Source organism: Nocardiopsis sp. iso_186 (assembly GCF_056173365.1).
On the sequence record NZ_CM149670.1, the window covers coordinates 2,309,387 to 2,335,056 of the forward strand.

General features: G+C 68.4%; 24 protein-coding genes and 3 CRISPR repeat arrays. Of the genes, 15 read left to right on the forward strand and 9 right to left on the reverse strand.

The features are described from left to right. Positions 1-1,024 precede the first annotated feature (1,024 nt). On the reverse strand, positions 1,025-1,621 hold the full coding sequence (locus AC0VYP_RS10280; protein WP_475473694.1) for an HDIG domain-containing metalloprotein: 597 nt from the start codon (positions 1,619-1,621) through the stop codon (positions 1,025-1,027). A 754-nt stretch (positions 1,622-2,375) separates the two neighbouring features. Between AC0VYP_RS10280 and AC0VYP_RS10285 the strand changes: the two genes are divergently transcribed. Then, the gene (locus AC0VYP_RS10285) at positions 2,376-3,392 is read left to right on the forward strand and encodes a hypothetical protein (RefSeq protein WP_475473695.1); all 1,017 of its coding nucleotides are present in this window, start codon (positions 2,376-2,378) and stop codon (positions 3,390-3,392) included. A gap of 129 nt (positions 3,393-3,521) precedes the next feature. On the opposite strand, the gene AC0VYP_RS10290 is transcribed toward AC0VYP_RS10285, so the two are convergent. Next, positions 3,522-3,659 (reverse strand): hypothetical protein, encoded by a 138-nt coding sequence (locus AC0VYP_RS10290; protein WP_285761549.1) that lies wholly within the window; start codon positions 3,657-3,659, stop codon positions 3,522-3,524. Positions 3,660-3,793: 134 nt separating this feature from the next. On the opposite strand from AC0VYP_RS10290, the gene AC0VYP_RS10295 reads away from it, so the two are divergent. The 4 genes from AC0VYP_RS10295 to AC0VYP_RS10310 all read left to right on the forward strand — a co-directional run bounded on the left by AC0VYP_RS10295 (position 3,794) and on the right by AC0VYP_RS10310 (position 7,658). Next, the gene (locus tag AC0VYP_RS10295; RefSeq protein ID WP_285761548.1) at positions 3,794-3,943 is read left to right on the forward strand and encodes a hypothetical protein; all 150 of its coding nucleotides are present in this window, start codon (positions 3,794-3,796) and stop codon (positions 3,941-3,943) included. Positions 3,944-3,959: 16 nt separating this feature from the next. Beyond that, positions 3,960-5,618: an NAD-dependent malic enzyme gene (locus AC0VYP_RS10300; RefSeq protein WP_475473697.1), complete on the forward strand. Its 1,659-nt coding sequence runs from the start codon at positions 3,960-3,962 to the stop codon at positions 5,616-5,618. Positions 5,619-5,809: 191 nt separating this feature from the next. Further along, positions 5,810-6,571: a MerR family transcriptional regulator gene (locus AC0VYP_RS10305; protein ID WP_475473699.1), complete on the forward strand. Its 762-nt coding sequence runs from the start codon at positions 5,810-5,812 to the stop codon at positions 6,569-6,571. 109 nt (positions 6,572-6,680) lie between these two features. Then, positions 6,681-7,658 (forward strand): lysostaphin resistance A-like protein, encoded by a 978-nt coding sequence (locus AC0VYP_RS10310; protein ID WP_475473700.1) that lies wholly within the window; start codon positions 6,681-6,683, stop codon positions 7,656-7,658. 227 nt (positions 7,659-7,885) lie between these two features. Beyond that, positions 7,886-8,402: direct repeats of the CRISPR family, unit length 29 nt; unit sequence GTGCTCCCCGCGCACGCGGGGATGGTCCC. Between the two features lie 381 nt (positions 8,403-8,783). On the opposite strand, the gene AC0VYP_RS10315 is transcribed toward AC0VYP_RS10310, so the two are convergent. After that, on the reverse strand, positions 8,784-8,972 hold the full coding sequence (locus AC0VYP_RS10315) for a DUF397 domain-containing protein (protein ID WP_475473702.1): 189 nt from the start codon (positions 8,970-8,972) through the stop codon (positions 8,784-8,786). After that, complete coding sequence (locus AC0VYP_RS10320) at positions 8,969-9,637, reverse strand: DUF5753 domain-containing protein (RefSeq protein WP_475473704.1); 669 nt, start codon at positions 9,635-9,637, stop codon at positions 8,969-8,971. The genes AC0VYP_RS10315 and AC0VYP_RS10320 overlap by 4 nt, the downstream gene beginning before the upstream one ends. On the opposite strand from AC0VYP_RS10320, the gene AC0VYP_RS10325 reads away from it, so the two are divergent. The 5 genes from AC0VYP_RS10325 (at position 9,525) to AC0VYP_RS10345 (ending at position 15,684) form a co-directional block, all read left to right on the forward strand. Next, the gene (locus AC0VYP_RS10325) at positions 9,525-9,761 is read left to right on the forward strand and encodes a Scr1 family TA system antitoxin-like transcriptional regulator (protein WP_475473706.1); all 237 of its coding nucleotides are present in this window, start codon (positions 9,525-9,527) and stop codon (positions 9,759-9,761) included. The genes AC0VYP_RS10320 and AC0VYP_RS10325 overlap by 113 nt on opposite strands. Positions 9,762-10,070: 309 nt before the next feature. Beyond that, positions 10,071-11,320: a CRISPR direct-repeat array (repeat unit 29 nt; unit sequence GTGAGCCCCGCGCACGCGGGGATGGACCG). 448 nt (positions 11,321-11,768) lie between these two features. Next, the gene (locus AC0VYP_RS10330; protein WP_475473707.1) at positions 11,769-11,981 is read left to right on the forward strand and encodes a hypothetical protein; all 213 of its coding nucleotides are present in this window, start codon (positions 11,769-11,771) and stop codon (positions 11,979-11,981) included. Between the two features lie 75 nt (positions 11,982-12,056). Continuing rightward, positions 12,057-12,530, forward strand: a complete 474-nt coding sequence (locus tag AC0VYP_RS10335; RefSeq protein ID WP_285761543.1) for a hypothetical protein — start codon at positions 12,057-12,059, stop codon at positions 12,528-12,530. Between the two features lie 352 nt (positions 12,531-12,882). Continuing rightward, positions 12,883-14,811 (forward strand): S9 family peptidase, encoded by a 1,929-nt coding sequence (locus tag AC0VYP_RS10340; RefSeq protein WP_475473709.1) that lies wholly within the window; start codon positions 12,883-12,885, stop codon positions 14,809-14,811. A 537-nt stretch (positions 14,812-15,348) separates the two neighbouring features. Next, complete coding sequence (locus AC0VYP_RS10345) at positions 15,349-15,684, forward strand: hypothetical protein (protein WP_475473710.1); 336 nt, start codon at positions 15,349-15,351, stop codon at positions 15,682-15,684. Positions 15,685-15,844: 160 nt separating this feature from the next. Here the strand turns inward: AC0VYP_RS10345 and AC0VYP_RS10350 are convergent, their stop codons facing one another. Then, positions 15,845-16,507, reverse strand: a complete 663-nt coding sequence (locus AC0VYP_RS10350) for a class I SAM-dependent methyltransferase (protein ID WP_475473712.1) — start codon at positions 16,505-16,507, stop codon at positions 15,845-15,847. A gap of 332 nt (positions 16,508-16,839) precedes the next feature. Between AC0VYP_RS10350 and AC0VYP_RS10355 the strand changes: the two genes are divergently transcribed. Continuing rightward, positions 16,840-17,514 carry an ANTAR domain-containing protein gene (locus AC0VYP_RS10355; protein WP_475473713.1) on the forward strand — a complete coding sequence of 225 codons (675 nt, stop codon included), beginning with the start codon at positions 16,840-16,842 and terminating at the stop codon, positions 17,512-17,514. Between the two features lie 268 nt (positions 17,515-17,782). Here the strand turns inward: AC0VYP_RS10355 and AC0VYP_RS10360 are convergent, their stop codons facing one another. After that, positions 17,783-18,469, reverse strand: a complete 687-nt coding sequence (locus AC0VYP_RS10360; protein WP_475473715.1) for a TetR/AcrR family transcriptional regulator — start codon at positions 18,467-18,469, stop codon at positions 17,783-17,785. 208 nt (positions 18,470-18,677) lie between these two features. Between AC0VYP_RS10360 and AC0VYP_RS10365 the strand changes: the two genes are divergently transcribed. Further along, on the forward strand, positions 18,678-19,625 hold the full coding sequence (locus tag AC0VYP_RS10365) for an NAD(P)-dependent alcohol dehydrogenase (protein ID WP_475474215.1): 948 nt from the start codon (positions 18,678-18,680) through the stop codon (positions 19,623-19,625). Positions 19,626-19,740: 115 nt separating this feature from the next. On the opposite strand, the gene AC0VYP_RS10370 is transcribed toward AC0VYP_RS10365, so the two are convergent. Next, positions 19,741-20,787 (reverse strand): alcohol dehydrogenase family protein, encoded by a 1,047-nt coding sequence (locus tag AC0VYP_RS10370; protein ID WP_475473716.1) that lies wholly within the window; start codon positions 20,785-20,787, stop codon positions 19,741-19,743. Positions 20,788-20,994: 207 nt separating this feature from the next. Here AC0VYP_RS10370 and AC0VYP_RS10375 point away from each other — a divergent pair, with 207 nt between their 5' ends. The 3 genes from AC0VYP_RS10375 (at position 20,995) to AC0VYP_RS10385 (ending at position 22,988) form a co-directional block, all read left to right on the forward strand. Then, on the forward strand, positions 20,995-21,612 hold the full coding sequence (locus AC0VYP_RS10375; RefSeq protein ID WP_475473718.1) for a TetR/AcrR family transcriptional regulator: 618 nt from the start codon (positions 20,995-20,997) through the stop codon (positions 21,610-21,612). 28 nt (positions 21,613-21,640) lie between these two features. Further along, a complete protein-coding gene (locus AC0VYP_RS10380) occupies positions 21,641-22,213 on the forward strand; it encodes a hypothetical protein (RefSeq protein ID WP_475473720.1) in 573 nt (190 codons plus the stop codon). Between the two features lie 178 nt (positions 22,214-22,391). Continuing rightward, the gene (locus AC0VYP_RS10385; protein ID WP_475473722.1) at positions 22,392-22,988 is read left to right on the forward strand and encodes a TetR/AcrR family transcriptional regulator; all 597 of its coding nucleotides are present in this window, start codon (positions 22,392-22,394) and stop codon (positions 22,986-22,988) included. A 207-nt stretch (positions 22,989-23,195) separates the two neighbouring features. Further along, a CRISPR array of direct repeats spans positions 23,196-23,651; the repeat unit is 29 nt; unit sequence GTGAGCCCCGCGCACGCGGGGATGGACCG. 11 nt (positions 23,652-23,662) lie between these two features. Here the strand turns inward: AC0VYP_RS10385 and AC0VYP_RS10390 are convergent. Both AC0VYP_RS10390 and AC0VYP_RS10395 read right to left on the reverse strand, forming a co-directional pair. Continuing rightward, the gene (locus AC0VYP_RS10390) at positions 23,663-25,183 is read right to left on the reverse strand and encodes a tyrosine-type recombinase/integrase (protein WP_475473723.1); all 1,521 of its coding nucleotides are present in this window, start codon (positions 25,181-25,183) and stop codon (positions 23,663-23,665) included. A 2-nt stretch (positions 25,184-25,185) separates the two neighbouring features. Next, positions 25,186-25,380 (reverse strand): helix-turn-helix transcriptional regulator, encoded by a 195-nt coding sequence (locus AC0VYP_RS10395; protein WP_475474217.1) that lies wholly within the window; start codon positions 25,378-25,380, stop codon positions 25,186-25,188. Positions 25,381-25,670 lie beyond the last annotated feature (290 nt).

The following is a 25,670-nucleotide window of genomic DNA, read 5'->3' on the forward strand; positions in this document are numbered from 1 at the left end:
GCGGTTGTGTGACCGTGGACCACCTTCTTCCAATCCGGGGCCTGCGGTACCCGAGTCGAACATTCCCGAACCCGGGCGATCCTGATGGCATCTGCTCCTCTCGATCTCAAATTTCACGCGCTTCTTGCAACTTCGTTCCTACCGGCTCCCGGTGTCTTGGAGCACGTGCACACCGGTCGAGCCGACCTGCTCTACTGCTGCGGCATCCCCATGTCCGAGCGAGACACCGGTCCTACGGTCGTGCTGTCCTACCGGCTCCCGGCGCCGTCCAGCGATGCGCGTCGGTCGAGCCTTGTTGCGTCCTTCCTCCTGCTGCGGAGTCCCCCGTAAAGGCGGAACGTCCGGGTCCTGCTGTCCTACCGGCTCCCGGTGTCTTGGAGCACGTGCACACCGGTCGAGCCGACCTGCTCTACTGCTGCGGTATCCCCATGTCCGAGCGAGACACCGGTTCTGCGTTTCCACCGGCCCATCCGGTGGCCCTGCCGTGGATCTCTGTGGCTACGACAGAAAATGTAGCAACACCTCTGACGGATGTCTACTCCGGTCACTATAGATTTTCGCGTGTCTTCCATGAAGGTAATCCGGACGTGGACGGCTTGGGTGAGCGTGGGACGGTGTCCACGGTCATTGTGTGGCGGAGTCCCGTTCAGGAGCGCTGTCGAGACGAAACGTGCCGTCGGCCCCTTGTGGGGGAAGGGCGGTCCGCCGCCTCGTCGTCGAGCGCAGGCCCACGTCCGCGCGACACTCGGCGTGATCATCCTTCGGCGGTTGACGCTCCCGTGCCGGCGACTCGAACCGGTGACGCGGTGGGCGGGCTGCGCAGCGGGCCTCGTCGGCGACATTCGGCTCTACGCGCTTGGCGTCGGGGTGCTCCTCGTCGGCGCGGTGCACGAAGCTCTTGAGCTCGTCTACCTCGTTCCGCTCTTCCACCGACTCCGGCCGTTCGCGATACGGGCGCGTCCGGTGCCCGGACAATCGTCCGGGCACCGGACGGCTCGTCACCACGGCGGGCCGACCACGGGCGTCAGGTCAAAGGATGCCCGTAGGTCCTCACCAGCGGGTCGAGGCGGGGTTCGCCGAACCTGTCGGCCATGCGGTCGAACACCGCCACCTTGTCCTCCCCGAAGCGTCGGAGGCGTTTTTCGCAGGATGTCCGCGAAACAAATACCGGCGGTTCCGTCTTGCTGTGGAAATTGTCCGCGAACATGACCAGTTCCTCCTCCGGCGACTCCGCCAGGTAGTCGTTGACCGGGATCGGGAGCCCCTGGGTGCGGACGTCCAGGCGGCTCAGGCCGACGCCCGTGTGGTGGGAGCAGAAACGGCAGATCTCTTCGGGGAGCCCCTCTCCGGAAAGAATCGCGTGCCCCAGTATTCCGTGGCGGAGATAGTTCGCGTGGTCGATCTTTCCGGAGGAGTCGTAGAGCGAGTACACGCCGATGTCGTGGAGAAGGCTCCCGGCGCGCACGAGATCGGCGTCCACGTTGACCAGGCCGCGTCCGAGCAGCTGCTCCGCGATGGCGCGGACGATCTCGCAGTGCCGGTAGACGAGTTCGAACGCTTCGGGGGAGGGGGCGTACTTCTCATGCAGGTCGCGGATCTCGGCGTCCGTCGGAATGCGCATGCGCACGACACTAGTGGGACTCCACGGCGGCGAGGGTGCTTTCAAAAGCGACGAGAGTCGGTGGAACTGCACTTGACGACACGCAAGTGGCCATCGTTCGGGCAGCTCTGAATTTGCGTCGCCAAAAAAATGGCTTTCGATGTCCCGGGGGCTCGCTTTGCAGAGTGAAGAGTCTCGCCAGTCAATTCTTTTCCGGCTTTCTTGTTGGATCAAAGAACTTGTGGATTGAAAATGATGAAAACGGAGTGGGGGTGGTTGCTCAAGTGCTTCTCGGGGTGTCTGATGCCTGCGGGGCTAATGGTTTCCTTGAGGAAAAAGTCGCGTGACGTTTCCTTTTCTGGTGCAGTCCTCTTCGTTGAAAGAGAATTTTTGTTGATTCTTGGGTGTTCCTGCTCGTTCCTGAATACTCTCTTCCTTGGAGCTGCGAGTTCATTGAAGCGTGGGGGATGTCTTGTCTGGGTTGGAAAAAATCCTGCGAGGGCTTGTCGAGCCGTCATCGGTTGCGTTGAGCTCGGGGGAAGGGCTCGCCGGAAAGGTCGAATCGGCGGTTGCCAAAGATGACGTTCGGTACAAGGAGAAGAGACAGGATCCGCCGCGCCGGAAACCACGACTCCTGTCTCTTCCCGCGACGCAAAGTTCTCCTTCGGGCGTGGCGCCTCTGAGTGTTCTCCACGCTTTGGGGAGGTCGATCTCCCTCGACAAGCAGGGGTCGGCCCGGGGGCTTGCTGAGCACTGGGGCTGTTTGAAGTACGCTTTGGCCCTCGAAGCACGAGGGGAAGACGGCTACAGCGTCCTTTCGGAAGAAGGGCGGTCCACCCAGCGCCAACACAAGACGGTCCAAGCTCATGAATTGGGTGTGGGTTTCGGGGTCGTGGCGGCCGAGCACATCCTTCGGGAGCGCTATCGAGGCCACCGTGTCTCCGTCGTGCCTGTGGAAACGGTTCTGCGTGCAGGATGGCCCTTGACCGGCAACCGGTACCGTCCCCGTTTCTTTGCCGAAGTATGGAAGCCGGGCGAGCAGGCCATCGTGTTCCCCATCGTCTGCAAGGGTCACCACGGCCGCAGTTCCTCTTCATATCCACAGCTGGCCTCTGCTTCCGCCCATGTGGAAGCGGTGCACATCGGACCATGGAACAAGACTCCGAGCCTGGTCTTCAGCACGGAACTGAGTATGAAGGGGCCGGTGGTCGTGCACGCCCTTCATGCGGACGGAGACGGAGGAATCCTCCCGGTACAGGAGGAGGAAATGAACGTGAGATTGCGTTATCGCCCAATGCCGCCGCAGATCATGAAACCTGCTGAAGGTCCTCACCCTGAAGAGGGGATGCTCGGATTCCACGTCCTTCCTCGGGACGCTGAGTGGTTCCGGTGTGTCCTCGCCCGCGTGGACGCTGCCGGAGCGGTGGCTTTCACCGGGGACAACCAGGCGACAGCTCCCTACCTCATCAAGCAACAGGGAGGCCACAACTACACGCGGCAGTCACATGCTGTCACCAGCAGTGTCCGGGATATGGAACACACGCTCCTCGGCATTCATTGCGTCGGTACAGAACACATTTTCCGCCTCAACGGCGAACGCGTCGAGGCATTCTCCGGTCTGGCCTCGGACCTCTTCGAACTCCTTTCCGGGCTGCGAGTGAACAAGTACAGGCGTGAAGTCGATGCCCGGCAAGAGCAAAACCCTTATGCGAAGTGGGACGAATCCTGGGGTGGGGCCGTCTCGGTACGGCCAGACGGATCCGTCCTGGCGATCCGCAGACTCCGGGCCTGACGAAAATCTGCTGCCATCTGGCCCTCGCCTGAGGAGATGACCGGTACCGAGAAGCTGTGAGGACCTCCCTGAAGTTCCTCGGTTGTCCTCCCGACCGGTGTTTCCGTGGCGCACGCGAGAAGATCCGCGTCATTCCAAGGCGACCTCTTCGACGACGGCGTCCAGCGACGCGCCGAAACGCCGCGGGAGTTCCGCCGCGTTGACGGAGCACCGGCGCATCTGCGCGCCCGTGTTGCCGAAATCGGTGACCGTCCCGTCCTCGTTCACCGGGGCGGGGTGCGGGAACGGGTGTACGCCTCCACGTCGTCCAAGCCGTTTTCGGAACCAATGGCGCGGACGGTGGGGCGAAGGACGTCGTCTTCTCCTCCGCCCGCGGTGCGCACGAGCCGCAGTACACGGACGTGCCAGCCCATTTCCGGGCCGATCTGCCCGCGCCCCGGGAATGGGCGCTCGACAGCATCGGCTCGTCGATCACCGCGCAGCAGATGGCGGACCGGGGAATCTGGGCAGTGGCCCCCGCAGGAGCACCCGCCACGAACAACCACGCCTGAGGGGAACGGGGACACCATGGACACCGCACAGACGACACTGCGAGACGCCGCCCGCAACCGGGGGACCGCGTTCACCCGGGCCGAACGCGCCGGACTCGGCCTGACCGGGCGGCTGCCCTCGGCCGTCGAGACCCTCGACGAGCAGGCGGCGCGCGCCTACGCGCAGTTGACGAAGAAGCCGGACGACCTCGCCAAGTACATCTACCTCGACGCCCTGCACGACCGCAACGAGGTCCTCTACTTCAAGCTGCTCCTCGACCACCTGGCCGAACTTCTCCCCGTGGTCTACGACCCCACCATCGGCGACGCCATCGAACAGTGGAGCACCGACTACCGGCAATCACGCGCCGTCTACCTCTCCATCGACCGGATCGAGGACGTGCGCGCCTCCTTCGAAAGCCTCGACCTCGGCCCCGACGACGTCAACCTCGTCGTCGTCTCCGACGCGCAGGAAATCCTCGGCATCGGCGACTGGGGCGTCAACGGAACCGACATCGCCGTCGGCAAGCTCGCCGTCTACACCGCCGCCGCCGGCGTGCACCCCGGCCGGGTCGTCGCGGTGAACCTCGACGTCGGCACCGACAACGAAGCCCTCCTCAACGACCCCGCCTACCTGGGCAACCGCCACGCGCGCGTCACCGGTGCGGCCTACGACCGGCTCATCGACACCTACCTGTCCACCGTCTCCGACCTGTTCCCCAAGGCACTGCTGCACTTCGAGGACTTCGGGCCGTCCAACGCCCGCCGCATCCTCGTCAACAACGCCCACACGTACCGCGTCTTCAACGACGACATGCAGGGCACCGGCGCCATCGTCCTCGCGTCGGTCATCTCGGCGCTGAAGGTCACCGGCGGCACGTTCGCCGACCAGAGGCTTGTGGTCTTCGGCGCGGGAACCGCCGGTACGGGCATGGCCGACCAGATCGCCGCCGCAATGGTGCGGGCCGGTGCGAGCGAGGAGAAGGCCAGGTCACAGGTCTGGCTGATCGATCGGGACGGTCTCGTCACCGACGACATGGACGGCCTCCCCGATTACCAGGCGGCCTACGCGCGTCCCGCGGCCGAGGTGAAGGACTGGGGCGGCGGGACCGTCAACCTGCTCACCACCGTCCGGCACGTGAGGCCGACCATCCTCATCGGCACGTCAACGGTGCACGGCGCATTCACCCGGGACGTCGTCGAGGCCCTCGCCGCGGGTGTCAACCGGCCGATCCTGCTCCCGTTGTCGAACCCGACAAGCCGCATCGAGGTGATGCCGGGCGACGCGCTCGACTGGTCCAAGGGCGCGGCCCTGGTCGCCGTCGGGATTCCCGTTGACCCTGTCGAACGCGACGGCACGACCTGCACCATCGGACAGGCCAACAACGCCCTGCTGTACCCGGGCCTCGGCCTGGGCGTCATCGTCTCCGGCGCGGCCCGCGTCACCGACGGGATGCTCTTCGCCGCGGCCGACGCCGTCGCCGGACAGGTTGACGTCAGCAGCCCCGGAGCCTCGCTCCTGCCGCCGGTCGAGAACCTCCGGGCGTCGTCGGCCACGGTCGCCGTCGCCGTGGCCAGGGCCGCGGCCGACGAAGGGGTGGCCACCGTACGGCACGACAACCTCGTCCAGGCCGTCCAGGACGCCATGTGGCAACCCGAGTACGGTCGGGACACCGCCGCGTCCGGCAGGCGCTGACGGCACGCGCCGTGTTCTGTTCCACCCCGGCCGGCAGGGCGCCTCCCTCGCGTTTCGTGTCCCGGAACTTGCCTGTGACGTAACGTCATAGGTTTCACTGGGGCTATGCGACAGACACGCGGCCGTTGGTCGCACCCGGTGCGAAGCGACCACGAGACCCCGATCGTCCCGCTGGCGCGGGGAGGCGCGCGGTGAGGACGGCGGAGCTCGCGAGACTCGCCGGGGTGACGGTCCGCACGGTGCGGCACTACCACCAGATCGGTATCCTCGCCGAGCCGCGACGGCAGGAGAACGGCCACCGCTCCTACGACATGCACGACCTGATCAGGGTCCTCCGGATCAAGAACCTCGGCGCGGCCGGGATTCCGCTGGTGGAGACGGCCGGCATCCTCGACGGCCAGGACAGCACCGACGACATCGACGCGATGCTGGCGGCCCTGGACCACGAGTTCGCGCAGAAGGTCGAACGGCTCACCGCGCAAAGAGAACTCATCGCCGCCGCGCGGGCCGCGCGCACGGCCCCGGACTTCCCGCCGCAGCTCGGCCGCATCGCCGCGCTCCTGGGCGCCGACCCCTCCGAGCTGTCGGAGTCGACGCGCGGCCAGGTCGTCCTGCTGGGGCAGGTGATGGGCGCCGCCGACCGGACCAGGATGATGGCCTTCTTCGAGGAACTCGACGACCCGCGCATCCTGCCGCGACTGCTCGCCGTCAACCAGCGGTTCGAGGAACTGTCCGCCACCAGCGACGAGGACACGATCACCGCCCTCGTCAACGACTTCGCCGCGGTCCTGGCCTCCCTGGCCGAGCCGCTCGATTCCTTGGCGGACACGATCCTGCTCGACGGCACCGCGCAGGCGCTCCTGGACGCCTACCGGCGCAAGATGTTGAACGCGGCGCAGCAGACCGTACTGGCCAGACTCGCCGGCGACGAGGACCCCGGAGCCACCCGCTAGCAGAGGCCCCCGCCCCACCCGTACCCGTCGGCCTCTTCCCGGCCGGCTGTTTTCCGTCCCGCGCGAAACCGATCCCGGGCGCGCCCGTCACCATGAATCGAGTCCACCCGTGTCCGTCGGTCCTTCCGTCCCCGCCCCGCCGCTCGGCCCCACCGACAGCGGTCAACAGACGCGGGTCGAGTACCATCAGGCGCTTCGCGCAGCCCCGGGAGCGTGGCGCGGTGTCCTCGCGCTTCTCGTGTTCCTCGCCGTGGCGTTCCTCCTCCTGGTGCTCGCCGTCCTGCCGGTCGCGAACCTGATCGACGCCGCCACCGGTGCTTCCGCTCCACAGGACCCCGCTGACGGGACCCTCACCATGACACCGGGGCTGATGCTGGCGAACAACCTCATGCTCGCGTCGCTCGTCCCGGTCTCCATGCTGGTGCAGTGGGCGGTGTTCGGGGTGCGCCCGCGCTGGATGTCCTCCGTCGAAGGGGGGTTCCGCTGGCGGTGGTCGGGGCGCCTCGCCCTCGTGGTCGTCCCGGTCTGGATCGTGTACGTGGGCCTGGTCCAACTGCTCCAGCCGGTTGACGGCATTCGCCTCGACGGCACGGCGGTCGCGATGGTCGCGATCGTCCTCCTCACCTCCCCCTTGCAGTCGGCGGGGGAGGAGTACGGCTTTCGCGGACTCGTCCAGCGTTCCACGGGGTCATGGCTGCGCGACCCCACGGCGGCGTTCGTGCTCTCCACCGCGTTCACCGCGCTTCCCTTCGCCCTCATCCACCTGTCCGGCGACCCGTGGTCGATCGCGGCCTACCTGGCCGCTGGGATCGCGATGTCGCTCATGGTGCGCTTCTCCGGCGGGCTTGAGGCGAGTGTGCTCGTGCACGCGGTCAACAACGTCCTCGTGCTGCTGCCCGTCATGCTCGCGGGGGAGGCCGACTCGATCCTCGACCGGGGCAACGGCACGGGCGGCCCCATCATGCTCCTCGCCGTGGCCATGATGCTCGCGGTGCCGTTCCTCGTCCGCTGGATGGCCCGCCGCCACGGCGTCACGGTCACCGCCCCGCTGCCGCCGACGCGAACGGGGAACGCCCGCTCGCGCTGACGACGCACCGTCCCGGGGTGCAAGTGACGACGAGAACGTTCCCGTGACGCTTCGCCGTGCAGCAGCCGACTGCTTTCGAGCGTTGCTGCAACGGGACCGGCGAGCATGGAGAAGTGACGACGAAGAGCATCATTTGAGAAGAAAAAGGCTTTTCGCGCCTGATGTTCTTTTCTCGACAAGTGAATGAAACAAGGGTTACCCGCTGGTAGAGTCCCAGGTCAACAAGAGTGCTCCCCGCGCACGCGGGGATGGTCCCAGCCAGGTTCGGCAGTACTTCCCCCAGTACCGGTGCTCCCCGCGCACGCGGGGATGGTCCCGAGGGCGGCATCCCGCACCTTTTCATCGCTGAGTGCTCCCCGCGCACGCGGGGATGGTCCCGTGACCCTCTGTCCCAGTCGGGACTGTGCCGAGTGCTCCCCGCGCACGCGGGGATGGTCCCGTCCCGACGTTGCCGATCGGCGTGAACACCGCGTGCTCCCCGCGCACGCGGGGATGGTCCCTGCCAGCGAGAGAGGCGAAGCTAACCGCGGCGGTGCTCCCCGCGCACGCGGGGATGGTCCCGATCAACGGGCTCAGCTCAGTCAGGATGAACGGTGCTCCCCGCGCACGCGGGGATGGTACCGAGATCTTGCACCGCCAGGCCCTGCAGATCCCGTGCTCCCCGCGCACGCGGGGATGGTCCCGTCGCCAAGCGCATGGTCGAGCTGGAACCGGAGTGCTCCCCGCGCACGCGGGGATGGTCCCTTCGGCGTCGGTGCGGCGCTGGTCGCCCTTCAGTGACGCCTACCGTTACCTGTTGGAAGCGCTGCCGTGCGTGCAGGGAAAACCCTTTTGTGTAACCGTGCTGTCTTGAGCTGCGGTTTCCCAGTTTTTTGGAAGACATTTCGTTGGCTTGGCTTGTGAGGAGATCGTGTTTCTCAATTGCCTGGCCGGTTCGAAATGCTGATCTGATTATGGGTTGGTGAAATTATCGGGGTGCCTTGAAGTCTGGCTGCGCATGTCTGCGAGTAAACTCGGATGGAAAACTATTTCGGAGTGAATGAACCCCCTTCCGTTTCATGAAAGGGGGCTGGGTCTGCGTGGCGAAACGGTTTAAGGTGAAGAGTTTTGCTGCGTTTCGTCAGATTATAGAATATTCTTGGCTATGCCTAAGATGAATGCCTTCCATTCATTGGATGGAAAGCCAAGATGTCCGAGGTCTCTGTTTTTTGTATCTCGAATTGCAATACTGTCGTGCATGTAGCCGGCTTCGACGCAGTTCGCCTCTCCTTTGCTGTAGCTGGATTTTTTCCATTCTCGGTAATTATTGTTCATGAGTATTCTTCTCTTATTTTCTGGATGAGATCTCGTGATTGATCTGGAGGAAGGGCGACGGTGCGCAGGTCTCCCATGAGGGCGACGTGCTCGTCAATGATCTCAGGGTTAATGATCACGTCTCCAGTCGCCCCTGTCTCGCGAAAAAGAACCATGGCTTCTGGCACTCTGGTCAGTCGGAATGATCCATCGACACCAGGTGGGTCCCACGTTGTAGCGGGAACGATTACCACTTCGGCTCGTTCCCAGGTGGAGACTTTGGCGAGATGTTCCATCTGGTCGCACATTATTTGTGGGCTTCCAAGGCGGCGGCGCAATACGTGCTCGTCGATCACCGCAACGAGATAGGGCGCATCGGGTTCGGTGAGTACGGAGTGTCGCGCCACTCGATCGCTCACCTGTGATTCCAAATGCGATCTTCTGGCGGTTCGATTTCCGGCGCGGAAAGTCGCGCGTGCGTAGCTTTCGGTTTGAAGAAGTCCGGTAATTACCAGGCTTTGGTAGTCCAAGATCTGAGATGCGCGCCGTTCCATCTCTGATACTCGGGAGACCATGACCGAACAACACCTGCTGCTCCTGGCGTTGGCCGAGCTGCCACATGTCACCCTGCGTGTCCTGCCCGAGAGACACGATCCTCCGGTGATCTGGTCGTGCGGGTTCACCATCACCGACAACGCCACCACCGTGGAAGCCATCCCCTTCCCCCTGGCGCTACCGATCAAAGACACCCGCCACTACCTCGCCCACTTCCAGGACCTCCTCCACGCCGCCCACCCCTACCGGCTCTGAGCGAGTTCAGGGGAGCGGAAGGAGTGTCGTATCGGTTCAACGCAGGTGATCGACAAGTCGCGAAGGGCAATGCGGACGATTTCCTTCCGCGATCGCTTCCGCCTTTCCCGCGCAGTGGGGGTGTGGCATCTGTTGGAGGTCCCTGCTGTGAAGCCCTGTTTGGTCGCGTGTCGTGGGCGTAGTGCCTGGTCGGGGGTGGGGGAGTGGTTGGTCTGACAGGGGGCGGGAGCTAGTGGATAATAGGGATGCTGGACGTCTCACCGAAGGTCTCATAATGGTAACGGCTCGCAAAGTGCCAGGTCATTAACTGTGAGCCCCGCGCACGCGGGGATGGACCGTCCGTGTAGGGGTGGTTCATGTCAGTTCTCCTGTGAGCCCCGCGCACGCGGGGATGGACCGGTCCTGGACGTCACCCCTGAGCAGATGGGGGTGTGAGCCCCGCGCACGCGGGGATGGACCGGCGCCGTCGTCGTTGACGCCGACCGCGCGCTGGTGAGCCCCGCGCACGCGGGGATGGACCGGTTGACGACACCCACACCGTTGCCCTGCGCGAGTGAGCCCCGCGCACGCGGGGATGGACCGTCCTCGATGACGGGTCCGGGCGGTGTGCCGCGGTGAGCCCCGCGCACGCGGGGATGGACCGGACTGCGCGGGGATGGTCAGGGACCGGCGCACGTGAGCCCCGCGCACGCGGGGATGGACCGTCCACGCGGATGCGGCCCTGGCGGATCTGGCCGTGAGCCCCGCGCACGCGGGGATGGACCGTCGCCGTCGGTTCCCCATCGGATCTTGAGGAAGTGAGCCCCGCGCACGCGGGGATGGACCGGTCTCGGAGTTCTGGCTCGTCAACCAGGAGTCGTGAGCCCCGCGCACGCGGGGATGGACCGTGGACCTCAACCCGCATCAGGACCCGATCAACGTGAGCCCCGCGCACGCGGGGATGGACCGGTCGCGAACGTCGCCGCGGCCGACAACGCCGTGTGAGCCCCGCGCACGCGGGGATGGACCGTCAGCCACCATTTCCGAGACTTTATGGGCAGCCGTGAGCCCCGCGCACGCGGGGATGGACCGCGACCCGTATTCAGACTTACGAGCTGGCCCGCGTGAGCCCCGCGCACGCGGGGATGGACCGCCGAGCGTGATGACGGCGGCGATGGCGACGGCGTGAGCCCCGCGCACGCGGGGATGGACCCTGGTGGGACCCCGATAGCACAGACCTGAAGGGGTGAGCCCCGCGCACGCGGGGATGGACCGAACCGGCAGGGGTGCGCCCAAGCCGGTGAGGGGTGAGCCCCGCGCACGCGGGGATGGACCGGACGGGCGGCCCGCCGACGCCACACCCTCCAGGTGAGCCCCGCGCACGCGGGGATGGACCGGCGCTTGGCCGCTACGGAGGAGTCGCGGCAGGGTGAGCCCCGCGCACGCGGGGATGGACCGAACGGCGGGCACCTCGGTCGGGTTGGGTTCGCGTGAGCCCCGCGCACGCGGGGATGGACCGGCGTCCCGGTGTCGCTCCGCCCACGTGTCTACGTGAGCCCCGCACACGCGGGGATGGTCCTGCTGCCCCCCTGAAACCGGGAGGGGCCGGGCAGCGGTCGGGTGTTCGTCCGACTCGGTCCCGGGGCTTCCTCGTCTCCGAGCCCGATCGGCCGACGGGTCGAATTCCCCTGGCCGGGTACCGTTACCGGTCGTGTCCCTGACAGCCCGTGCGCAAGGCGGCCGTACCGCCCGCCCCTGTCGGTACGGCCCCGCCTGCTGAGCGGGATCGCCGGATTCCGTCACCGCGCGACCGGCCGCATCGTGCCGTGCCGGCGTCCTCGTTCGGGTTTCGGCGCACGGACGGGGAACCAGCCGGTTCCCCCACCGCTTCGTCGGTGTGGCGAACGCCATCGACCTGGTACGAGATGCGGTCCCCAACGGAGTTGACCATGCCCCGACGGCATAGTTTGCAATGGCAGATACCAACACGGGACGCAGCGTTTCGGGGAACGGAGGGGAGCGGCAGCCATGGCGTGGAGCACGCGTCAACCCGCGGAACCCGCCGAGGCCACGTTCGAGGGCGTGCGGCACCATCACGGGACCGGTCTACCGGAGGGGCCCGAGCGCTCCGCCAACGACGACAAGCGCTCCACCACCGGGCACCGGGTGCGTTTGCCGCGCATCCGACACCCGGCCGTGTCCGAGGCCGAAAGAGCGGAGGACCGGTTCGCGGCGTCCTAGCACCGCCCCCGACCCGAACCCCTACGCGTGTCCGTGCAGCCGAGACCGGACACCACCTCGAAGAAAGCAGTGCCGATGTTCGAGCAGTTGCAGAGTTTCACCGAGTCCTTGTCACCCGCTTTGCAGTGGATCGCCGTGATCCTGCTCGGGGTGATCCCCTTCGTCGAGTCGTACCTGGGCTCGGTGATCGGCGTGGTGGCGGGGCTCTCGCCCTTCGTCGCGATCCCGGCCGCGATCCTCGGCAACCTCGTGTCGATGCTGGTCGCCGTGTACGCGGCCCACAGCTTGCGCTCGCGGGTCCGGGGGGACCGGCCGCAGGCCGAGCTCTCGCCGCGTCGCGCGAAACTCAAGGCGCGGTTCGACCGGTACGGGGTCGCCGGGGTGAGCCTGCTGGGGCCGCTGGTGCTGGCCAGTCAGATCACGTCGGCGGCGACCATCTCCTTCGGCGCGTCCCGGAACTCGGTGATCTTCTGGCAGTCGGTGGCGATCGTCCTGTGGGGCGTCGGCTTCGGCGGGCTGGCCGCGCTCGGCGTCGATCTCGCCGGCTGACCCGGACCCGTGCGCCTGGTCGCGCCGGTCTCCGGGGTGACCACGCATCGCGGTGCTCCATCGGCGGGCATCCGCGCGCCGGCACCGAACGACCGACGCGTTCGCATCTGTACGGCCCGGGCCGCCCGGGGATCCCGGGCAGGCCACAGGCGGGCCGCTTGCGGGGCGACCGGGACACCCAGTTTGCCCCCCCAGGGGCGCCGGACCCGCCGAGGGTTGACTGTGCCGTTACGTCATGGTGTTCCATCAGGCTCATGCGGCGGCCCGTCCGCCGGATGGAACGCGTCATCGGTGCGCCCGACGCCGGGCGCACCGACCGGATACGCGACACCGACCCTGATTGGAGCATTGGATGACCGAGGTACCGAGTCGATATTCCCTTCCGAAGTTGATCGAGGTCGAGGAGTTCTTCGCGGATCCGGTGTTCTCCGGTGCGTCGCTCTCGCCGGACGGGACGAGGATCGCCTACCTGGCGCCCAAGTACGGCCGCACGAACGTCTGGGTCCGCGGGGTTGACGAGGAGCACGAGGACGCGGTGTGCGTCACGCACGACTCCCGGCGCGGCATCAAGGCCTACCACTGGACCGACGATCCGCGCTGGCTGCTGTATACGCAGGACACCGACGGCAACGAGGACTGGCACCTCTTCCGTGTTGACCTCGACGCACCCGACGAGCCCGCGGTTGACCTGACGCCCCTGGAGCCGGGGTCCCGCGTGTTCGGTGTCGAACCCCTGAAGTCGGTGCCCGGGAGCGTGCTGGTCTGGATGAACCAGCGCCCCATGTTCATCGACGTGTTCCGGATCGACGTCGCCACCGGTGAGACGGCACTGCACCTGGAACAGCCCGAGCCGACCACCACCATCCTGGTTGACCGTGACGGCGAGGCGTCGTTCCACTCGGTGCTGGCCGACGACGGCACCTACGAGTTCTCTGCGATCGACCCCGGGACGGGGGAGCGGCGCTTCCTCGGGAAGCACGGCGGCCCGGAGCACCCGATGGGGCTGCCCCTGCAGATCGTGACGCCCGACGGCAAGGGCCTGCTGGTCGGTTCCTACCAGGACTCCGACGACCTTCGGCTCGTCCGTATCGACCGGGGGACCGGCGAGGAGACCGTGGTCGCCGCCGTGGAGGGGCACAGCCTGTGCACGATGGGTCTGATTGCCTCCGGGCTGCCCCCCGTGGTGTTCACCAGCCGGCGCACCGGCGAGGTGATCGCGGCCCGTTTCGTGGGCGACCGGCCCAGGATCGAGGTGTTGGACCCGGACTTCGCCGAGGTGTACGCCGCGCTGTCCGCGCTCTCCGACGGCGTGCTGGGCACGGTGTCCTCGGACGAGAGCGAGCAGCGATGGATCGCGACCTTCATCCACGACCGTGAACCGGGAGCGACCTGGTTCTACGACCACGGGACAGGGCGGAGCAGGCTGCTGTTCAGCCCGTACCCGCAGCTGGACCCGGCCGACCTGGCCCCGATGACAGCGGTCCGTTTCCCGGCCCGCGACGGCCTGCCGCTGCACGGTTTCCTCACCCTGCCGGTGGGCGTGGACCACGAAGGGCTGCCGCTGGTCCTGCTCGTGCACGGCGGACCGTGGGCCCATGACTCGTGGGGCTACGATCCGGAGGCGCAGTTCCTGGCCAACCGCGGTTACGCGGTGTTGCAGGTCAACTTCCGCGGTTCCTCGGGCTACGGCAAGCGCCACGTCACCGCCGCGATCGGGGAGTTCGCCGGGAAGATGCACGACGACCTCATCGACGCCGCCACCTGGGTGGTGGAGCAGGGTTACGCCGACCCGGCCCGTATCGGTATCTACGGCGGCTCCTACGGCGGCTACGCGGCACTCGTCGGCGTCACGGTCACCCCGGACTACTTCGCCGCCGCGGTGGACTACGTGGGTATCTCGGACCTGGCGAACTTCATGCGGACCCTGCCGCCGTTCCTCAGGCCCCACCTGGCCAACAACTGGTACCACTACGTCGGCGACCCCGACGACTCCGCCCAGGAAGCCGACATGCTGGCCCGCTCGCCGATCACCATGGTCAACCGGATCCGCACCCCGCTGCTGGTGGCCCAGGGCGCCAACGACGCCCGCGTCGTCCAGCAGGAGTCCGACAACATCGTCGCCTCCCTGCGCGAACGCGGCGTCCCCGTGGAGTACCTCCTCGCCGAGGACGAAGGCCACGGGTTCTCCAACCCCGAGAACCAGTTCCGGCTCTACCGTGCGATCGAACAGCACTTCGCCGAGCACCTCGGCGGCCGCCGTAGCACCCCGTCCCCGGAGTAGCGGCCGGCGTGTGAGGGTCCGGCCGGCGCCGCCGGCCGGACCCGGCCAGGAGGGGCGCCTCGCACAGGTGACTCAGGGCCCGTGCCCGCACCGGCACGGCGGTTCACGGAGGCGATCATCGAAGACGCCGGCGTCTGCACGGTGTCGGGGGTGGTGGCCACCGGTGTCCACGGTCGGACGGTGCCCCTGCACCGGCCCGATCGTGCCCTGCGCCCGGCCATCGCCGTTTACGGCCCGCCCACGGTCGGGGAGCTGGCCCAACCCGCCCCCGACCAGAATGGCTGGGCACCCCCGCGACGAACCCGTCGAAGCGGTCCAGTGCCATCGCCTCCAGGGGCTTTTCGTTTCTCCGCGGTTGTTGACGCAGCCGACCGACTTTTCCCGATCTTTGCCCCACCTGTGTGGAGAGGGCGCCGTGTCCGCGCAGGTCATCGGCCATCGGTGGATTACCTTCGGCAGTCAACAGCAGCCCGAAGCCAATGGCGCCGACGGACACCACCCGTCCCCCGCCGTGCACGCCGACAACGAGGACCGCCCATGAACCGCACGCTTGGCATCTGCACGGTCGCCGCTGTCCTGACCCTGACCGGCGCCGCCTCGGTCCAGGCCACCCAGGGCGAAATCCTGCTCCGGAACTCCTTCGACCAGGACAGTCCCGACATCGTCATCGCCGACCTCGAAGACGGCAACTGCTACAACCAGAGCGAGGACCAGATAGCGGTCAAGGCCACCGGGGTCACGAACCGGACCGACCGCCCCGTCGAGGTGCATTCGGGGCACAGCTGCGAGAGCCGCCTGGGCGTCGTGGCGCCGGGGGAGACCTACGAGAGGCAGACGCCCGACATCGAATCGGTCCTCGTCGCCCTTGAGTAGCGCACGCGTGGGGCGGACCGGAGAACTCCGGCGCGAAACCGTGTCCGAAAAGGGCACCCGGGCGGGGCGACGTCGCCGGCGGGCGGACGTGGTGCGGGGCAGCGCGGTGGCCGCGCCGTCCGCCGTCTCGGCGGACACCCCGCGCTCCGGCGGCGCGCGGTCACCCGGGCCGCTCGTCCGCGCGCATCAAGAGATGGCCCCGGCGGTGTCGTTCCCCCGGGAGCGGCTCGCGCAGCATTCGGCCGATTTCGACGAATCCCGCTTCGCCGGCGAGTTCCGCGAGGCCGTTGACCGGCCACCGGTAGGCCGTCGCCACCGCGTGGTCGAACGCCGTGACCGGCCCGCCCTCCGACTCGAAGAAAGCGAGCACGAGGTGTCCGCCGGACGCCAGCACCCGCCGGAACTCGGCGAAGTACGCGGGAAGGTCCCGCGGTGGGGCGTGAATGACCGAGTACCAGGACACGATGCCGCTCAGTGTGCCGTCGGCCAGGTCCAGGGCGTCCATGGAGCCGACCTCGAACCGGATGCCGGGGTAGGCCTCGCGGGCGAGATCGACCATCACCGGCGACAGGTTGACGCCGAAGACGTCCAGCCCGAGGTCCCGCAGGTGCGCGGCCACCCGTCCCGGGCCGCACCCCAGCTCCGCGACCGGCCCCGCAGTGGTTGACCGGGCGAGGTCGGCGAACGCGGCGAGCACCGCGCGATCCAGTGGAAGGGCGTCGAGCTCGTTGCGGGCGAACGCGGCGTAACGGACGGCCACGGCATCGTAGGCGTCCGCTGTCGCAGCCAGGGACGGGGAAGGTTCGGTCACACGCCAGGACATTAGGGCCTTTCCTGCCGTGCCGGGGACAGCCCTACCGGATGAGTACGGGAAACGACGATCGGCGAATACTGCTCCCCACGTACCCGAAAAGGGAGCTGTGCTGCGCACATGGCCGTCCAACTTGCCGTTTAGGGGGGCGAGTGGCCCCTATCGCGAGTCTTTTTTGCGCCAGGACACAACCCGTCCGTAATTTCCGCCAGTCATAGTGGGAGATGTGGAAAGCCCCGTTCGGCCCACCCGGTCGGACGGGAAGAGCATCCACACCGACACCCAACGGTGGGCCATCGGGTTCGTGACCAACGGACCCCGGCGCACCGCAGGGGGAGGGGCACATGGCTGCAGACGCCACACCCGAAACAGCAGCCGACGTGGTTGCCGACGAGCAGGCCCGCATCCACCAGCTGGAAACCCAGGTCCACCACCTCACCGCCGCGCTGGAGACACGCGGGGTGATCGGGCGGGGGCTCGGCATCATCATGGGACTTCACCGATGCGACTCCGACGAGGCGTTCCGGCTTCTCCGCCACGCGTCCCAGGACACCAACACCAAGGTGCACGACATCGCCGCCGGCCTGGAGGCCGTCACCGGCGACCCGCTCCACGACATGACGCCGACCCTGCGCCGGGCGCTGGAGATCGTCGTCCGGAAGCAGCGAGCCGTTCTCGACCCGGTGGCCGGGCAGCCGTCGCCCTCGGCGCGGCAGTGGACGACCGCCGCCCACCCACCAGGGCGGTCGCCCGATGGGTCGCCACGTGCCGATGCCCCTTCGGGCGAGGGCCGGGCCAAAGGAACGACCACGTGCCACACCCCCCGCGTTCCTCCCGCCAGTGGCCCGTGGCAGCCCGAGCGGTCGCCCGGGCTCGACGCCGGGACCGGCAGCGCCAAGAGCACACCCAAAGAACCGAGCGCGCCGAAGCACGCGCCCAGCTCCTCACGGACGCCTTCCGCGACAACCAGGACCCCGGCGGGCCGGCAGGCTCCCGGAACCAGGCCGGGGCCCGGATGACGGAACCGGTTCCGGGCCTGCCCAAGGGAGTGAACGAGGCCCGGCCCTGATCGGCCGTCGTCCCCGCACCGTGTGGGGCGGGGGCGTGCGGCGGCAACGGGACTTGAGCGGTCGCGCGCCCCGCCGGGGGCCGCTGGCCTGAGACCCCGTGCACGCGGGCTCCCGCGTGCACGGGGCCCGAGGAAGCCGCGCGTAGCCGTACGGCGTCTCCGCACCGCCCCGGGGACGACCGGCGAACCGGGACGGTCCCGGGCCCGGCCGTGCCGGCCTATGCCGTCGGCGGGCAGTACACCTGTTCCAGGTCCAGGGAGGGCACCGGCGGAAGGTCCGCGTGCGGGGCGGCACGGTCGGCCCGGAACGCTTCGAGCAGGTAGGCGACCAGGCGGCGCGACGCCTCCGGTGCCTTCGCCGTCGATCCGGTCGCGACCCCCCCGTTGGCCAGGAGCAGCAGGATGAGGTCCTCGTAGGCGAAGTCGGCGCGCAGCCCGCCTGCGTCCTTGGCCCGCTGGATCAGCCGGGCGAAGCTGTGCTCGGCGTCGGCGCGTTTCTTCTCGAAGGCGGCCGCGTCGGGGAACGCCGAGAGGAAGGCCATGGTGAACCCCCGGTCCACGGCCTGCATGGCGCACACCTTCTCCACGACCCAGCAGAACCCGTGCCAGGGGTCGGGGTGGGCCAGGGCGTCGTCGACCACCGAGACGCACTCCGCGAACTGATCGGAGAACGCCTCGGTGACCAGTGCCTCTTTGGTGGGGAAGCGCCGGTAGAGCGTTGCGATGCCGACGCCGGAGCGTCGGGCGATCTCGGCCATCGACACGTCGAGGCCCGTGGTGGAGAACGCCTCGCGGGCGGTCTCCAGGATGCGGGTGCGGTTGTGCAGGGCGTCGGCGCGCAGCCCCGGTGTTCCGGCGGGGGACTCACCGGGTGGGTCGGTTATCCGAGAGTGCTCAGTGCGCATACCTCTCACTTTACCTCAAATGGAGAGGGTGCTCCGGTTTGCGTGCTAGCGTGGAAAACAAGTGGAGAGGGTTCTCCGCTTGGTGTCGCCGCCTCTCGGTCGGACCGTCCGTGGCTTTGCCGTGCCCGGTGCCGCCGCAGGCGGTCCACATTCCACCGGTGAGTCGGCACGCCGTTGACGGATGATGGGATCGAGAACAGTGAACGAGATGCGCGCGGCCCTCTACGACAGCTACGGGCCGCCGGACGTGCTCTACGAGGGCACGCTGCCGGTTCCGGTCCCCAAACCGGGGGAGGCGCTGGTGCGCGTGCACGCCATCAGCGTCAACGGTGGAGAGGCCGTCCTGCGGGAGGGGAAACTCGGCAACGTTTTCGGCCGACGCTTCCCGAAGCAGACGGGTATCGACTTCGTCGGCGAGGTCGTCGAGCCGGCCGCGCAAGGACCGGGCCCCCGGGCGGGCGCCATGGTGTGGGGGGTGACGCCGCGCCTGCGGCAGGAGAGTGCGGCCGAGTTCGTCGCGGTCTCCCCCCGGCGGATGGCCCTCAGCCCGGCCGGTCTCGACCCCGTGCAGGCCGTCAGCCTGCCCGTGGGCACGACCGCGATCACCGCCCTGCGCGACAAGGCCCGCCTCGGGAAGGGCGAGCGGTTGCTCGTGCGCGGCGGCAGCGGCGGGGTCGGCAGCATCGCCGTGCAGCTCGGCCGCGCGATGGGGGCGCACGTCACCGCGCTCGCCGGCGCGAAGAACCTTGACTTCGTGCGCGGCCTCGGCGCGGACGAGGTCTTCGACTACCGCACGACGTCCCCGGGCGACCTCGGTGCCTTCGACGTCGTCCTCGACACCGCCGGCACCGAACTCCCCGCCTACCACGGCCTTCTCGCCCCCGGCGGTCGCATGGTGGGCATCACGCCCGACGCCGACCGGATCCTGGCCTCCGCCGCCTTCATCCTCGCCTCCGCCGTCTTCGGGTCGCGGCGGGTCCGGTTCTTCAGCGGCAACCCCGGGACGCGCCTCTTCGACGACCTGACCGCATACGTGGAGCGCGGGGAGATCCGGCCGGTCGTGGACACCGTGTACCCGCTGGCGCGCATCGCCGACGCCCACCGTGCGCTGGAGGCGGGCGGCGTCCGCGGCAAGTACGTCGTCCAGGTGCGCTGAGCCCCAGCGGCAGAGGAGGGCCCGGGAGCGGGAGCCGCGACGCGGCGGGCCCGCCGCTCTCCCCGGGCGCGGCGGCACCGCTCCCCGGGAAGCGGTGCCGCCGCCGCGGTGCCGGTCACTCCCCGGGGCGCACCACGAGCTTGCCGAAGAACTCCTTGGCCGCGAACGCCTCCTGCGCGGCGGCCAGTTCGCCCAGCGGGTAGCTGCCGGCCAGCAGCGGACGCAGTTCGCCGGCCTCGATGTGGGCGACGAGGCGGGCGAAGTCGTCGTGGGTACCGAACGACGATCCGATGAGACTGAGCTGGCGCAGGTAGACGGTGCGCAGGTCCGCGCTGACGATCGCGCCGGCCATCGCCCCGGCCACCACGTAGCGCCCGAGGGGGGCGAGCAGGCCGATCAGCGCGGGAAACATCGGGCCGGCGACCACATCGGCCACCACCTCGACGGGGCGGCCCGCCGCCGCGACGCGGACCCGCGCCGCCAGGTCCTCGGCCTCGCGGGCCACGGTGGCATCGGCGCCCAGTTCGATCGCCCGGTCGCGCTTCGCGGCCCCCACGACCGCGATCACCCTGGCGCCCCGGGCCGAGGCGAGCTGGACCAGCGCGGAACCGACCCCACCGGAAGCACCGGTGACCAGTACGGTTTCCCCTGCCGAGAGCCCGGACCGGTTCAGCATCCGCATGGCCGTGGCGTAGGCGGTGGGGAAGGTGGCCAGCTCCTCGTCGGACAGCGCGGAGTCGATCCGGTGCGCGTTGCCGGCCGGGACGGTGACGAGTTCGGCGAACCCGCCGTCCCGCTCGCTGCCCAGGTAGGCGGTGTCCACGAGTTCGACCTCGCCACCGCTGTAGAGCATGGGGTCCACCAACACCCGTTCGCCGATCCGGGATCGTGCTACCCCCGCGCCGACGCGGTCGATCCTTCCGGCGACGTCGGCGCCTTGGATCCGGGGGAAGGCCAGGGGCTCGCGCCGCCAGCCGGCGCTCGCACCGGGATCGCCGGGGACGCCGTAGGCACCCTGGCGGGTCCAGATATCGGTGTTGTTCATGCCCGCCGCACCCACCCGCACACGGACCTCGCCGGGGCCCGGGAGGGGATCGGCGTGCTCGGTACGGTATTCGAGTTTTTCGGGGCCGCCGAATCCGGTGAGGACCATTGCGTGCATCGGGTCTTCTCCTTTCGTGGTCGATCACCATGCGAGGTATACCGACCGGTGGGGTTACTTGTGGAGTCACGGAACCATGCCGGTCGCGGCAATGTCAACTCACCGGTCGGTATACCTTGAACGCAAGGACGCTCCATGTCCGGGGCTTGATGGGGGAAGTGTCGGATCGTAATATGACTGACTAGTCAGTCATGAAAGGGGCGGGGCATGAAACCGCGCAGAGCCGACCGGCGGACCCGGCGGGAGGAGATCCTCGCAGCCGCGATCCGCGTGTTCGCCCGACGCGGTTACGCCGCCAGCCGCATCGACGACATCGCCCAGGAAGCCGGGGTGGCCAAAGGCAGCGTCTACCTCTACTTCGACAGCAGGGAGCAGCTCCTCCACGTCGCGGCCGAGGCGTTCACCGCGCGTTCCGCCGCGGTCCTCGCCGAGGCCGCGGCAGGGCGAGGCGGTGCACGCGAACGCCTCGAACGTTTGGTGCGCGGGGTCGTCGCGATGCTGACCGCCGAACCCGACCTCGCCCGCGTGCTCCTGGACCTGTGGGCGGCGAGCAGAGGGGGGCCGCAATCGCCGCTCGACCTCGCCGCCACCTACCGGGAGTACCGCGCGGCCATCGCGGCGCTGCTCGAAGAGGCAACGGCGCAAGGGTGCCCCGGAGCGGTCAACGCCCACGCGCACGCCACCGTCCTCGTCGGCGCCATCGAGGGATGCGTGCTCCAGTGGCTCATCGACCCCGAGGTCAACCCGGCCGCGCTCGTCAACCCCCTCGTGCGCCTGCTCCTCCCCGAACCCGCCCCGACGACCCGACCGGACCCGAGTCGGTGAGGCCGGCCCGCCCGGTGGGGAGAACCCCGTGAGCACACCGACGGGCCCCAGGCCCGGCCTCGCCGGGATCGCCGACCGGCTCCTGGGGCCCGACGCCACCACCGGGGAGCAGGCCGTCACGTACGCGACGGCCGTCCTCGGTACCGCCGGAGTCGTCGCCATCGGGCTGCTCCACCACCAGCAGTGGGCGCTCTGGCACTACGCCCTGGTCGCGGTGGTCGGGTTCGACCTGATCGGCGGTGCCGCGGCCAACGCCACCGACACCGCCCGCCGACTGTGGCACCGCCCGGGCCGGGAGGCACGCCACCATCTCGGCTTCGTGCTGGCGCACCTGCACCCCTTCGTCCTGGCCGCGCTCGTCCCCGGTTACGGCTGGACCGCAGCCGCCACCACCTACGCCCTCATCGTGTTGGGCGCCCTGGCCGTCGTCACGGTGCCGGCGGGCCTGCGCCGCCCCACGGCGTTCGCGGCGGCGGCGCTGACGGTCACGGTCGTCACGAGCCTGCCGGGGACGGCCGTCGCACTGGCCTGGTTCGGCCCCGTGCTCGTCGTCAAACTGCTGCTCGCCCACCTGCCGGCCGACGGGCGGGCGAGCAGGTGACCCATCCGGGCAGGCCGTTCGCAGGGGCGGGGTGATCGGTGTTCCGGGTGCCGGTGGTGGTGTACCGGACCGGCCTGGGCCGACCGATGGGGGCGGTTCGTGCTGATCGCCCCTGCCGACCGGATCAGCCCTGGTAAGCTCACCGGTCCGTATACTCCAGGCGGAAGGGTGGTGTTCCATGACCGACGATTCCGTCGCTACGACCGGCCGCACCGTGCCCCCGCTGACCCCTGCGGGGCGCCGGGTGCTGGACGCCGCGTCGGGGCTGTTCTACCGCGAGGGCATCCACGCCGTCGGTGTCAACGCCATCGCCGCCGCGGCTGGGGTCACGAAGAAGACCCTCTACGCCTGCTTCGGTTCCAAGGACCGCCTGGTGGCCGCGTACCTGGCCGAGCGCGACGACCGCTGGCGCGACTGGCTCACCTCCTGGGTGCGGGAGCACGCGCCCGCTCCGGCCGAGCGGCTGCCCGCCACCCTCGACGCGCTCGCACACTGGTTGGACCGCGAGGCCCCGCGTGGCTGCGCGTTCGTCAACGCGCTCGCCGAACTCCCGTCCCCCGACCACCCGGGCCACGCCGTCGTCGTGGCGCAGAAGCGGTGGATGCTCGACTACTTCACCGGCCTCGCCGCCGACGCCGGGCATCCCGACCCCGACGAGGCCGCCGCCGGATTCATGCTGCTGCACGAGGGCGTCTCCACCGTCGCGGGCACCGGCGTGCTCCCCGACGCGGCCGGACACGCCCACCGGATGGCGGCCGGACTGCTCACCGCCTGATCCACCGGCGGCGCCGCGTACGCTTCCGGAACGGATGACGGCTTCCCGTGCCCCGAAAGCAGGGGCGGGGCGGCTGCGACGCCCGCATAATGGGATTCCTCCCGGTGCGCCGTCGGCATGTGGCGCGGCGGGGGCAGGACTTCACAAATGGGACAAAGTCAAAAATCTCATTATGATAACGAGCCACAAAGTGCCAGGTCATTAACTGTGAGCCCAGCGCACGCGGGGATGGACCGTCGGCCCCCACGGTTCGAAGACTTCGAGGGTCGTGAGCCCCGCGCACGCGGGGATGGACCGTCGGCCCCCACGGTTCGAAGACTTCGAGGGTCGTGAGCCCCGCGCACGCGGGGATGGACCGGACCGCCGCGCCCACACCCTCGCCAAACTCACGTGAGCCCCGCGCACGCGGGGATGGACCGCCCGTGACGATCGACGCCATGCAGCTCCCGTTGTGAGCCCCGCGCACGCGGGGATGGACCGTCGTAGGTCTCCTCCCTGTCAGGGCCGGGCGCGTGAGCCCCGCGCACGCGGGGATGGACCGATATGGACGTCCGCGCGGTGCGTCGCCTGCGAGTGAGCCCCGCGCACGCGGGGATGGACCGCATCCGAGGTGCGCACATCCCAGGAGGCGACGGTGAGCCCCGCGCACGCGGGGATAGCCCGTTTTCGCGGTTCTACCGCTCTGACCTGGGGTTTCGCGGTTTTTCGGGCGCGTTTTTGAGGGCTTGGCCCGTGATAGGCCCATGTTTTTGAAATGCCTGGTCAATGAGCTTGTTCGCTTCGTTGGTCTGGTTTTCGAACCAGTGCGTGTAGGTGGTGGACAGCACTTCCACGGAGTGCCCCATACGTTGGGCGACCTCGGGGCTTGGAACCCCTACGTAGAGCAGGTGGGAGGCGCACCCGTGGCGCAGGTCGTAGGGGCGAGCGGCCAGCCCCGCTTTCTTCTCGGCGTCACTCAGGACCGCACGGCGCGCACGCGCCCAGGAGCGCCGATACACCTTGCCCGGCAGGGTGGCGTAGGGGTCATCAGCCGTGGCGTACCAGAACAGCCGCCCATCTGGCGTGGTGCCATAAGTCGCGATGTGGTCGCGCAGCGTGGCCACCAGCTCAGGCGGCAGCGGGATGAGCCGCACATCCCCTTTCGTGCGCTGTTTCAACTCCCGTGCTTCGCCGTGCGTACCGCTGTCGGTGAAGCTTGCCGCGACTTCGGTACGTGACCCGGCGGCGGTGAGCAGACCCCATCCCGGCACGGCGTCGGGGTGGGTGATCTCCTCAGGCCACGTGATATCGCCTTTGGCGACCGCACGCGTTTCCCCGGGCCGGGTTCCGGCCATGTAGCCCGTGGCGAAGAACGCCGACAAGAACCGGTCGGTCGGATTGGGGCTGTTGGTGACCCAGGTCAGCAGCCGAGTCGCCTGCCCCACGTCGGGCACGCTGCGCGGGTTGACCGCATCGGTGACCCGCGCCCGCTTGGCGGTCTTGACCCCCAACAGCGGGTTGGAGCTGATCAGACCCCGCTTGACCGCGTGATTCAACAAGGCGCCCAGTATCCCGCGCCGACGCCGCACGGTCCCCGCAGCCGAGCCCCCCGACCCGTCCACCTTGAGACAGGCCCGGTCCAGCAGTTCCAGCGCCATATCCAGGTCCGCGAAATCGCTCACGGGGCGCGACACCGACGCCACCCACGCCAGGCACGCCGTCTCTTCCTCAGAGGCCCCGCTCAGCGGCACGACCCGTTCATCCCGGGTCTTGCCCCCAGGCGCGATAGCGAACGACAGCGCCCACCGGACCAGTACCGAGCGCAGCACCCGATCCGAGGCCGGGGCAGGGGAGCGCTTGAGGGCCTTGTCATCGACCGCCGCCAACACCAAGCGCACCAAGTTGTCAGCGACCGTGCGCCTGGTGTTGCCCGAATCCGTGGACCCCCACGCCAGGCGCGCATACGACACCGCGTGGTCGTAAACCGTCTCGGCGCGCACCGCCCACACGTGGGGCTCACCCGTCATTGTGCAGAAACGCAAGCCCCCTTTCGCCGCCCGGTGCAGCCCGGCCCGATAATTCTCCGCAAGCGATTTCGTCAGGAACGATTTCGACTTAGGCTTGTCGTCGATGCGCCACCGAACTTCGAACGGCTTACGCCGCCCTGCCCGCTTACGCACTTCCCAAAACTGGATATCCTGCCCGCGCTCATCCATACTCAAATCTCCTTTTCATCGAAACCGACTCTGCAACACCATTCTATGAAATCAGAACGCCGAATCCGAATAGCGCCACCCGGCGACCGAAACACCTTAGGGCCCTTGCCGAGATGAATCCACCGATAAACCGTCGAACGATCAAATCCCAGCTCAAGAGCCACGTCAGCGGGCGACAATACCTTTTTCTCCACCATTGCCAAAATCCCTTCCCGACCATTCCCACGGGCCACCCACGGGCCAGCAAAAACCCCACGTATCCGCGACCGGATGTGGACAACACTTTCAACCGCAATCCGCGAAAATCCCTTGACAAGAAACGCTGAGGTCGGCGGCGGCCCCTTCGCCCCCGGCCCGCCCCTGTCGCCGCTCCACGTGCGACCAATCGACGCGCTTCGCGCGCAATTCTTCTCTTCCAATGGCGCACGCAGGAATGCGGCCACCGGCCACTGATTGAATCGCCGCACATTCGCGCGAAAGACTTTTC